Annotated in this window: 9 protein-coding genes; 7 read left to right on the plus strand and 2 right to left on the minus strand. The window is 70.1% G+C overall.

All coding sequences use genetic code 11. The features are described 5' to 3' along the window. The first annotated feature begins 270 nt into the window (after window positions 1–270). The 4 genes from ABTY20_RS26465 to ABTY20_RS26480 are packed head-to-tail and all read left to right on the plus strand — an operon-like array spanning window position 271 to window position 5,105. Window positions 271–2,490, plus strand: coding sequence for a polyribonucleotide nucleotidyltransferase (locus tag ABTY20_RS26465; RefSeq protein WP_351999557.1), 2,220 nt, complete (start codon window positions 271–273; stop codon window positions 2,488–2,490). After that, a complete protein-coding gene (locus ABTY20_RS26470; RefSeq protein ID WP_351999558.1) occupies window positions 2,487–3,866 on the plus strand; it encodes a M16 family metallopeptidase in 1,380 nt (459 codons plus the stop codon). Before ABTY20_RS26465 ends, ABTY20_RS26470 begins: the two co-directional genes overlap by 4 nt. A gap of 26 nt (window positions 3,867–3,892) precedes the next feature. Continuing rightward, window positions 3,893–4,645 (plus strand): 4-hydroxy-tetrahydrodipicolinate reductase, encoded by a 753-nt coding sequence (gene dapB, locus ABTY20_RS26475; protein WP_351999559.1) that lies wholly within the window; start codon window positions 3,893–3,895, stop codon window positions 4,643–4,645. Between the two features lie 16 nt (window positions 4,646–4,661). Then, window positions 4,662–5,105, plus strand: coding sequence for a tetratricopeptide repeat protein (locus ABTY20_RS26480; protein ID WP_351999560.1), 444 nt, complete (start codon window positions 4,662–4,664; stop codon window positions 5,103–5,105). Between the two features lie 20 nt (window positions 5,106–5,125). Here ABTY20_RS26480 and ABTY20_RS26485 read toward each other — a convergent pair whose 3' ends face one another. Next, window positions 5,126–5,683 (minus strand): SCO5741 family PH domain-containing membrane protein, encoded by a 558-nt coding sequence (locus ABTY20_RS26485; RefSeq protein ID WP_351999561.1) that lies wholly within the window; start codon window positions 5,681–5,683, stop codon window positions 5,126–5,128. A gap of 113 nt (window positions 5,684–5,796) precedes the next feature. Continuing rightward, window positions 5,797–6,036 (minus strand): hypothetical protein, encoded by a 240-nt coding sequence (locus ABTY20_RS26490; RefSeq protein WP_351999562.1) that lies wholly within the window; start codon window positions 6,034–6,036, stop codon window positions 5,797–5,799. A gap of 210 nt (window positions 6,037–6,246) precedes the next feature. On the opposite strand from ABTY20_RS26490, the gene thyX reads away from it, so the two are divergent. The 3 genes from thyX (at window position 6,247) to ABTY20_RS26505 (ending at window position 9,937) form a co-directional block, all read left to right on the plus strand. Next, entirely contained in the window at window positions 6,247–6,987 is a 741-nt protein-coding gene (gene thyX / locus ABTY20_RS26495) for an FAD-dependent thymidylate synthase (protein ID WP_351999563.1), read from the plus strand. Window positions 6,988–7,195: 208 nt separating this feature from the next. Beyond that, the gene (dapA, locus tag ABTY20_RS26500; RefSeq protein ID WP_351999564.1) at window positions 7,196–8,098 is read left to right on the plus strand and encodes a 4-hydroxy-tetrahydrodipicolinate synthase; all 903 of its coding nucleotides are present in this window, start codon (window positions 7,196–7,198) and stop codon (window positions 8,096–8,098) included. A 153-nt stretch (window positions 8,099–8,251) separates the two neighbouring features. Beyond that, window positions 8,252–9,937 carry a ribonuclease J gene (locus ABTY20_RS26505; protein ID WP_351999565.1) on the plus strand — a complete coding sequence of 562 codons (1,686 nt, stop codon included), beginning with the start codon at window positions 8,252–8,254 and terminating at the stop codon, window positions 9,935–9,937. Window positions 9,938–10,205 lie beyond the last annotated feature (268 nt).

A 10,205-nucleotide genomic window follows, 5' to 3' on the forward strand; every position in this document is an offset into this window, starting at 1 on the left:
CAACGCACGAGACATGAATCGGTGTGATGCCCCGCCCCGCATGGGTATGCGGACCTCGGGGCGCCGCCGACCGACGTCATCGGACGTCACGACGCACGAGGAGGAGCGCACCCCGCCGTCGCCGGTCCTCGGTAGTGGCCCCCGGGAGGGTCAACCCCGGGAGCTTCGATCGAAGACCGGCCCGCACCAGTGGAGCGCTTCTCCGTCCCCGTCCCCCCGCCACACGGGCGAGGCGGGACGAAAGACGACAAAGTAACGGAGAAAACGCTAGTGGAGAACGAGACCCACTACGCCGAGGCCGTCATCGACAACGGCTCCTTCGGCACCCGCACCATCCGCTTCGAGACGGGCCGCCTGGCCCGCCAGGCCGCCGGCTCCGCCGTGGCCTACCTGGACGACGACACCATGGTGCTGTCGGCCACCACGGCCTCCAAGAACCCCAAGGACCAGCTCGACTTCTTCCCGCTCACGGTGGACGTCGAGGAGCGGATGTACGCGGCGGGCCGGATCCCCGGCTCCTTCTTCCGCCGTGAGGGCCGGCCCTCCGAGGACGCCATCCTCACCTGCCGCCTCATCGACCGCCCGCTGCGCCCGTCCTTCAAGAAGGGCCTGCGCAACGAGATCCAGGTCGTCGCCACCATCATGGCGCTCAACCCCGACCACCTGTACGACGTCGTGGCGATCAACGCCGCCTCCGCGTCCACGCAGCTGGCCGGCCTCCCCTTCTCCGGCCCGATCGGCGGCGTCCGCGTCGCGCTGATCAACGGCCAGTGGGTCGCGTTCCCGACGCACACCGAGCTCGAGGACGCCGTCTTCGACATGGTCGTCGCGGGCCGCGTCCTGGAGGACGGCGACGTCGCGATCATGATGGTCGAGGCCGAGGCCACCGAGAAGACCATCAAGCTGGTCGAGGGCGGCGCCGAGGCGCCGACCGAGGAGGTCGTCGCCGCCGGTCTGGAGGCCGCGAAGCCCTTCATCAAGGTGCTCTGCCGGGCCCAGTCCGACCTCGCCGCGAAGGCCGCCAAGCCGACCGGCGAGTTCCCGATCTTCCTGGACTACCAGGACGACGTCCTCGAGGCCCTCACCGCCGCCGTCAAGCCGGAGCTCGCCTCCGCGCTGACCATCGCCGGCAAGCAGGAGCGCGAGGCCGAGCTGGACCGCGTCAAGGCGCTCGCCGCCGAGAAGCTCCTGCCGGAGTTCGAGGGCCGCGAGAAGGAGATCTCCGCCGCGTACCGCTCGCTGACCAAGTCCCTGGTCCGTGAGCGCGTCATCAAGGAGAAGAAGCGCATCGACGGCCGCGGTGTCACCGACATCCGCACCCTGGCCGCCGAGGTCGAGGCCATCCCGCGGGTGCACGGCTCGGCGCTGTTCGAGCGCGGCGAGACCCAGATCCTGGGCGTCACCACCCTCAACATGCTCCGCATGGAGCAGCAGCTGGACACCCTCTCCCCGGTGACCCGCAAGCGCTACATGCACAACTACAACTTCCCGCCCTACTCCACCGGTGAGACCGGCCGCGTCGGCTCCCCGAAGCGCCGCGAGATCGGCCACGGCGCCCTCGCCGAGCGCGCCCTGGTCCCGGTCCTGCCGACGCGCGAGGAGTTCCCCTACGCGATCCGCCAGGTGTCCGAGGCCCTCGGCTCCAACGGCTCGACCTCCATGGGCTCGGTCTGCGCCTCCACCATGTCGCTGCTGAACGCCGGTGTGCCGCTGAAGGCCCCCGTCGCCGGCATCGCCATGGGCCTGATCTCCCAGGAGATCGAGGGCGAGACGCACTACGTCACCCTCACCGACATCCTCGGTGCGGAGGACGCCTTCGGCGACATGGACTTCAAGGTCGCCGGCACCAAGGAGTTCGTGACCGCCCTCCAGCTCGACACCAAGCTGGACGGCATCCCGGCCTCCGTCCTGGCCGCCGCCCTCAAGCAGGCCCGTGACGCCCGCCTCCACATCCTCGACGTGATGATGGAAGCGATCGACACGCCGGACGAGATGTCCCCGAACGCGCCGCGGATCATCACGGTGAAGATCCCGGTCGACAAGATCGGCGAGGTCATCGGCCCCAAGGGCAAGATGATCAACCAGATCCAGGAGGACACCGGCGCCGAGATCACCATCGAGGACGACGGCACCATCTACATCGGCGCCGCCGACGGCCCCTCCGCCGAGGCCGCCCGTACGACCATCAACGGCATCGCCAACCCGACGATGCCCGAGGTCGGCGAGCGCTACCTGGGCACGGTCGTGAAGACGACGACGTTCGGCGCCTTCGTCTCCCTGCTGCCCGGCAAGGACGGACTGCTGCACATCTCGCAGATCCGCAAGCTGGCCGGCGGCAAGCGCGTGGAGAACGTCGAGGACGTCCTCGGCGTGGGCCAGAAGGTCCAGGTCGAGATCGCCGAGATCGACTCCCGCGGCAAGCTCTCCCTGATCCCCGTGATCGAGGGCGAAGAGGGCGACGCGGAGCAGAAGGACGACGCCGCCAAGTGACGTCCCGTAGCGTGAAGGCGACGGCCCGCACCTCCTCGGAGGCGCGGGCCGTCGCCCGTACCCAAACCCTCATCAAGGGCGAGAACGGCATCGGCACGGTCCGCAGGACCACCCTCCCCGGCGGCCTGCGCGTCGTCACCGAGACGCTGCCCTCGGTCCGCTCGGCGACCTTCGGCATCTGGGCCCACGTCGGATCCCGCGACGAGACCCCGTCCCTGAACGGCGCCACCCACTACCTGGAGCACCTGCTCTTCAAGGGCACCTCCCGCCGGTCCGCCCTGGACATCTCCTCCGCCCTCGACGCCGTCGGCGGCGAGATGAACGCGTTCACGGCCAAGGAGTACACGTGCTACTACGCGCGCGTGCTCGACACCGACCTGCCGCTCGCCATCGACGTGGTCTGCGACATGCTCACCGGTTCGCTGATCCAGGAGGAGGACGTCGACGTCGAGCGCGGCGCCATCCTCGAGGAGATCGCGATGACCGAGGACGACCCGGGCGACTGCGTGCACGACCTGTTCGCGCACACCATGTTCGGCGACAACCCCCTCGGCCGCCCGGTCCTCGGCACGGTCGACACCGTCAACGCCCTCACCGCCGACCGCATCCGCCGCTTCTACAGGAAGCACTACGACCCGACCCACCTCGTGGTCGCCTGCGCCGGCAACGTCGACCACAACAAGGTCGTCCGCCAGGTCCGCGCCGCCTTCGAGAAGGCCGGCGCCCTCAAGGACCCCGACGCCGTTCCGATCGCCCCGCGCGGCGGCAGTCGCGCGCTGCGCACCGCCGGCCGGGTCGAGCTCGTCGGCCGCAGGACGGAACAGGCGCACGTCGTCCTCGGCATGCCGGGCCTGTCCCGCACCGACGAGCGGCGCTGGGCCCTGGGCGTGCTCAACACCGCCCTCGGCGGCGGCATGTCCTCCCGCCTCTTCCAGGAGGTCCGGGAGAAGCGCGGACTGGCCTACAGCGTGTACTCGTACACCTCCGGCTTCGCCGACTGCGGCCTGTTCGGCGTGTACGCGGGCTGCAGGCCCTCCCAGGTGCACGACGTGCTGAAGATCTGCCGCGACGAACTCGACCGGGTCGCCGAGCACGGCCTCCCCGACGACGAGATCGAGCGCGCCATCGGCCAGCTGAGGGGATCCACCGTCCTCGGCCTGGAGGACACCGGCGCGCTGATGAACCGTATCGGCAAGAGCGAACTGTGCTGGGGCGAGCAGATGTCGGTCGACGACATGCTGGCCCGGATAGCCTCGGTCACCCCGGACGACGTCCGCTCGGTCGCCCGCGACGTCCTGGGACGGCGGCCCTCCCTGTCGGTCATCGGCCCGCTCAAGGACAAGCAGGCGTCCCGCCTGCACGACGCCGTCGCCTGACCCCTCCCGGTAAGGAAACAACGAACATGAGCAAGCTGCGCGTGGCGGTCCTCGGTGCCAAGGGCCGGATCGGTTCCGAGGCGGTACGGGCCGTCGAGGCCGCCGAGGACATGGAACTGGTGGCCGCCCTCGGCCGGGACGACAAACTGGAGACCCTCGCCGAGAACGGCGCCCAGGTCGCCGTGGAGCTGACCACCCCCGCCTCGGTCATGGGCAACCTCGACTTCTGCGTGCGCCACGGCATCCACGCCGTCGTCGGGACCACCGGCTGGACCGACGACCGCCTCGCGCAGCTGAGGGGCTGGCTCGACCAGTCCCCGGAGACGGGCGTGCTCATCGCGCCGAACTTCTCCATCGGCGCCGTGCTCACCATGAAGTTCGCGCAGATCGCGGCCCCCTACTTCGAGTCCGTCGAGGTGGTCGAGCTGCACCACCCGAACAAGGTGGACGCCCCCAGCGGTACCGCCACGCGCACCGCCCAGCTCATCGCCGAGGCCCGCCGCCGGGCCGGCAGCGCCCCCGCCCCGGACGCCACGGCCACCGCCCTGGACGGCGCCCGCGGCGCGGACGTCGACGGGGTCCCCGTGCACGCGGTCCGGCTGCGCGGGCTCCTCGCCCACCAGGAGGTCCTGCTCGGCGGCGAGGGCGAGACCCTCACCGTCCGCCACGACTCCCTGCACCACAGCAGCTTCATGCCGGGCATCCTGCTCGGCGCCCGCCGCGTGGTGACCACCCCGGGCCTGACCTTCGGCCTGGAACACTTCCTCGACCTGAACTGAGCCCGAGCCGACTCCCATGCGCGCGAAGATCTCCTACGCCGTCACGGCCGCCGTCCTGGTCGTCTACTTCGTCCTGGTCGGCAGCCGTGGCGTGCTGCTCATCGAGGCCGGCACCCCCCTCACCGTCGCCTTCGGCGTCGCGGTGCTGATCCTGCCGGTCATCGGTCTCTGGTTCCTGTGGAAGAACACCGCGTTCGTCCGCGACGCCAACCGGCTCGCCGCCGAACTCGACGCCGAGGGCGGTCTGCCCGTCGACGAGCTGAAGCGGCTGCCCAGCGGCCGGATCGACCGCGACTCCGCCGACGAGGTCTTCGCCCGCCGCAAGGCCGAGACGGAGGACGCACCCGACGACTGGCGCAGCTGGTTCCGGCTGGCCGTCGCCTACCACGACGCGCGCGACACCCCCCGCGCCCGCAAGGCGATGCAGCGGGCGATCGCCCTGCACAAGACCTCCCACTGACCACGGGGGCCCGGAACCGCTCAGTCGCGCCGGTACTCGGCGGCCCACGCCTCCACGGCGTCGGCCGCCCGGTCGAAGGCCAGCTGGTCACGCCCCAGGAAGTCCGCGTTGTGCGAGGTCAGCAGCGGCGGCAGCGATTCCGCCGAACGCCCCCGCCGGGCGAGGACCAGCGCCTGCCCCTGCACCGTCCGGGGCAGCCCCAGCCAGCGCACCGGCTGCTGCACCGTGCGCACGGAGACGAGCTGCTCCCAGGCGGTCGTGCGGGTGGTCACGAAGGCCACCTGGCGCAGCCCCCGGGCGCTCACCCACACGCCCATGCGCAGCAGCCGCAGCGCGCCGGCGACGACGGCCAGCGCGACGGCGAACACCGCCGCGGCGGACGCCGGTGTCGCCGTCGCCGCGATGATCACCGCCGCGAACAGCACGAACGACGCGAGCAGCAGCAGGAGCGCCGCCGCTCCCACGCGCCACGGCCCGGGACGGTACGGGCGCCGCCAGCGGTCCCGGTCGTCGTAGGGCAGGGCGACGTCGTCCGCCGCGTCGAAAGCGCGGTCGGCCGTCAGGAAGGGCAGGGGCACGACGGGTCCTCACTCGATCCATGCGTCAGCAGTGCCCGGTGAGGCTATCGATCCGCGTCCCCGGCCACCACCCTCGGGGGCCCGGACGGAGCCGGTGCCACGGCCGGGACGGCTCAGCGCCCCTCGGTCGCCTGTGACTGCCGGTCCCCCGCCCCCGAAGGATCGGCGGACAGCGCCGGCATCCCGATGACCAGGGAACCCACCAGCCCGGCCACCAGGGTGAGCCCCAGCAGACAGCGCCCGGCCACCTGGCCGACGGACGCCCGCTCCCGGGGCGGTGGGGTGACATTGCTGCGGAACCTCTCGGCCTCGGCGACGAAAGCGAACGGTACGGGTTCGCGTCGACCGGACATCAGGGGCACGCCTCCTTCGGTGTCGAACGAATCGCTGTCACCGACACAGACGAACGACGGCCCCGGGAGGTGCCCGCTTTCACCGAATTCGCAGAAGTTCGCCGTCGTTCACCGCCGTATGTCGCCTCCCGGTGCCGAAGGTCCCGCTGACGGTGCCGCGCCGTAGAGTGGGCGCCGCCCGAGAGACGTGATGGAAGGACCCTCCGCGCCGTGACCGACACCCCCGCCGACGACCTCAAGCCCGACTTCCGCAGCGATGTGACCGTCGAGCTGGTCAAGCACACCGCGTCCGACGCCGACGTACTGTTCGCCGCCCGCGTCTCGACCGTCGGCGAGCAGTCCCTGGCCGAGCTGGACAAGGACCCCGAGCGCTCCAAGGGCCTGATCAACTACCTGATGCGGGACCGCCACGGCAGCCCCTTCGAGCACAACTCGATGACCTTCTTCATCAGCGCCCCGATCTTCGTCTTCCGCGAGTTCATGCGGCACCGCGTGGGCTGGTCGTACAACGAGGAGTCGGGCCGCTACCGGGAGCTCCAGCCGGTCTTCTACGTCCCGGACGAGTCCCGCAAGCTGGTCCAGGAGGGCCGCCCCGGCAAGTACCGCTTCGTCGAGGGCACCCCCGCCCAGCAGGAGCTCGTCGGCCGCGCCATGGAGGACTCCTACCGGCAGGCGTACGAGGCGTACCAGGAGATGCTCGCCGCCGGCGTCGCCCGCGAGGTCGCCCGCGCGGTGCTCCCCGTCGGCCTGTACTCCTCGATGTACGCCACCTGCAACGCCCGCTCGCTGATGCACTTCCTCGGCCTGCGCACCCAGCACGAGCTGGCGAAGGTCCCGTCCTTCCCCCAGCGGGAGATCGAGATGGTGGGCGAGAGGATGGAGGCCGAATGGGCCCGTCTCATGCCGCTCACCTACGCCGCCTTCAACGCCAACGGGCGCGTGGCTCCGTAGGACCGCAGCTCACGCGGGCGAGCACAGATGTACGGATCGGCCGCACACGGTGTCCGTATTGCGGTATTTCATGAAGTTCATCTAGCCTGATCAGACGGGCCCGGTACTGCCTGAACCCCCGAGCAGGCAGTACCGAGTCCCCTTCGCCCCACCTTGTCGACTCCCCCGAGGGAAGACCCCGACCTGAGCAACGAGTAGCGTGTAACCCATGGCTCCGACCTCCACTCCGCAGACCCCCTTCGGGCGGGTCCTCACCGCCATGGTCACGCCCTTCACGGCGGACGGCGCACTCGACCTCGACGGCGCACGGCGGCTCGCCACCCACCTGGTGGACGCAGGCAACGACGGCCTGATCGTCAACGGCACCACCGGCGAGTCCCCCACCACCAGCGACGCGGAGAAATCGGACCTCGTACGGGCCGTCGTGGAGGCCGTCGGCGACCGCGCCCAGGTCGTGGCCGGGGTCGGCACCAACGACACCCGCCACAGCATCGAACTGGCCCGCGCCGCCGAGCGCGCCGGCGCGCACGGCCTCCTGGTCGTCACCCCGTACTACAACAAGCCCCCGCAGGAGGGCCTCCACCGGCACTTCACGGCCGTCGCCGACGCCACCGGGCTGCCGGTCATGCTCTACGACATCCCCGGCCGCAGCGGCGTCCCGATCAGCACGGAGACGATCGTCCGCCTCGCCGAGCACCCGCGCATCGTCGCCAACAAGGACGCCAAGGGCGACCTCGGCCGCGCCGGCTGGGCCATCGCCCGCTCAGGCCTCGCCTGGTACTCCGGCGACGACATGCTGAACCTGCCCCTGCTCTCCATCGGAGCGGTCGGCTTCGTCTCGGTCGTCGGCCACCTCGTCACCCCCGAGCTGCGCGCCCTGGTCGAGGCGTACACCTCCGGAGACGTCCAGAAGGCCACCGAGATCCACCAGAAGCTGCTCCCCGTCTACACGGGCATGTTCCGCACCCAGGGCGTCATGACCACCAAGGCGGCGCTCACCCTCCAGGGTCTCCCCGCCGGACCCCTGCGCGCCCCCATGGCCGAGTGCACGCCGGAAGAGGTCGAACAGCTCAAGATCGATCTTGCTGCCGGCGGGGTACAACTCCCGTAATCAGACTTCGCGCGCCCGCTCGCGCAGACGTACTTCACAACTGAATAGGCGGGACACCGGTGCCCGCACCCCACAACGACAACTGCTTCTGCACGAACGTCATGCGCGCCACGTGCCCACCGGTACGTGGCGCGCGTGTGTGAGGAGAGTCTTTTGAGTCATCCGCATCCTGAACTCGGACCGCCCCCGAAGCTCCCCGAGGGCGGCCTGCGCGTCACCCCGCTCGGCGGTCTCGGCGAGATCGGCCGGAACATGACGGTCTTCGAGTACGGAGGCCGTCTGCTGATCGTCGACTGCGGAGTGCTCTTCCCCGAGGAGGAGCAACCCGGAATCGACCTGATCCTGCCGGACTTCTCGTCCATCCGGGACCGCCTCGACGACATCGAGGGCATCGTCCTCACCCACGGCCACGAGGACCACATCGGCGGCGTCCCCTTCCTCCTGCGCGAGAAGCCGGACATCCCGCTGATCGGCTCCAAGCTCACCCTCGCCCTCATCGAGGCGAAGCTCCAGGAGCACCGCATCCGCCCGTACACCCTCCAGGTGGCGGAAGGACAGCGCGAGCGCATCGGCCCCTTCGACTGCGAGTTCATCGCCGTCAACCACTCCATCCCCGACGCCCTCGCCGTGGCCATCCGCACGCCCGCCGGCATGGCGGTCCACACCGGCGACTTCAAGATGGACCAGCTCCCGCTGGACAACCGCCTCACGGATCTGCACGCGTTCGCCAGGCTCAGCGAGGAAGGCATCGACCTCCTCCTCACCGACTCCACGAACGCCGAGGTCCCCGGCTTCACCCCGCACGAGCGCGACATCTCCAACGTGCTGCGCCAGGTCTTCGCCGGCGCCCGCAAGCGGATCATCGTGGCCAGCTTCGCCAGCCACGTCCACCGCATCCAGCAGATCCTGGACGCGGCACACGAGTACGGCCGGCGGGTCGCGTTCGTCGGCCGCTCCATGGTCCGCAACATGGGCATCGCCCGTGACCTGGGCTACCTCAAGGTCCCGCCGGGACTGGTCGTGGACGTCAAGACCCTGGACGACCTGCCGGACAGCGAAGTCGTCCTGGTCTGCACGGGCTCCCAGGGCGAACCCATGGCGGCCCTGTCCCGCATGGCCAACCGCGACCACCAGATCCGCATCGTCGACGGCGACACCGTGATCCTGGCGTCGTCGCTCATCCCCGGCAACGAGAACGCGGTCTACCGCGTGATCAACGGCCTGACCCGCTGGGGCGCCAACGTCGTCCACAAGGGCAACGCCAAGGTCCACGTCTCGGGCCACGCCTCGGCCGGCGAGCTGCTGTACTTCTACAACATCTGCCGTCCGAAGAACCTGATGCCGGTCCACGGCGAATGGCGCCACCTGCGCGCCAACGCCGAGCTGGGCGCCATGACCGGTGTCCCGCACGACCGCATCGTCATCGCCGAGGACGGCGTGGTCGTCGACCTCGTCCAGGGCAAGGCCAGGATCTCCGGCAAGGTCCAGGCGGGATACGTCTACGTCGACGGCCTCTCCGTCGGCGATGTCGGCGAGCCGGCTCTGAAGGACCGCAAGATCCTCGGTGACGAGGGCATCATCTCGGTCTTCGTGGTCATCGACTCCTCCACCGGCAAGATCACGGGCGGTCCCCACGTCCAGGCCCGCGGCTCCGGCATCGAGGACTCGGCCTTCGGCGACGTCCTCCCGAAGATCACGGAGGTACTGGAGCGCTCGGCCCAGGACGGGGTCGTCGAACCCCACCAGATGCAGCAGCTGGTCCGCCGCACGCTGGGCAAGTGGGTCTCCGACACCTATCGGCGCCGGCCGATGATCCTGCCCGTGGTGGTGGAGGTCTGACGGTCCGTCGGGCCGCGCGCACGAGCGCACCGGGAGCGGGGCGCCTCGATTTGCATCGAGGCGCCCCGCTCCAGTACGTTTGCAACTCCTCCCGATCGGGCACCCGACCACCTCGTAGGTCGGAACCATCGCCCGGAAGGGGAGGGGAAATCCGACTGAGAATCGTCTGATAAAGTCGGAACCGCCGGAAAGGGAAACGCGGAAGCGGGAACCTGGAAAGCACCGAGGAAATCGGGTCGGAAAAGATCTGATAGAGTCGGAAACGCAA

It is taken from the genome of Streptomyces sp. NPDC126497, from assembly GCF_040302425.1.
In the GTDB taxonomy this organism is placed as follows: domain Bacteria; phylum Actinomycetota; class Actinomycetes; order Streptomycetales; family Streptomycetaceae; genus Streptomyces.

Bases quoted from the DNA above. Each gene is read 5' to 3' on its own strand.
- dapB (WP_351999559.1), top strand. From the start codon at position 3,893: ATGAGCAAGCTGCGCGTGGCGGTCCTCGGTGCCAAGGGCCGGATCGGT.
- ABTY20_RS26480 (WP_351999560.1), top strand. From the start codon at position 4,662: ATGCGCGCGAAGATCTCCTACGCCGTCACGGCCGCCGTCCTGGTCGTC.
- ABTY20_RS26490 (WP_351999562.1), bottom strand. From the start codon at position 6,036: ATGTCCGGTCGACGCGAACCCGTACCGTTCGCTTTCGTCGCCGAGGCC.
- dapA (WP_351999564.1), top strand. From the start codon at position 7,196: ATGGCTCCGACCTCCACTCCGCAGACCCCCTTCGGGCGGGTCCTCACC.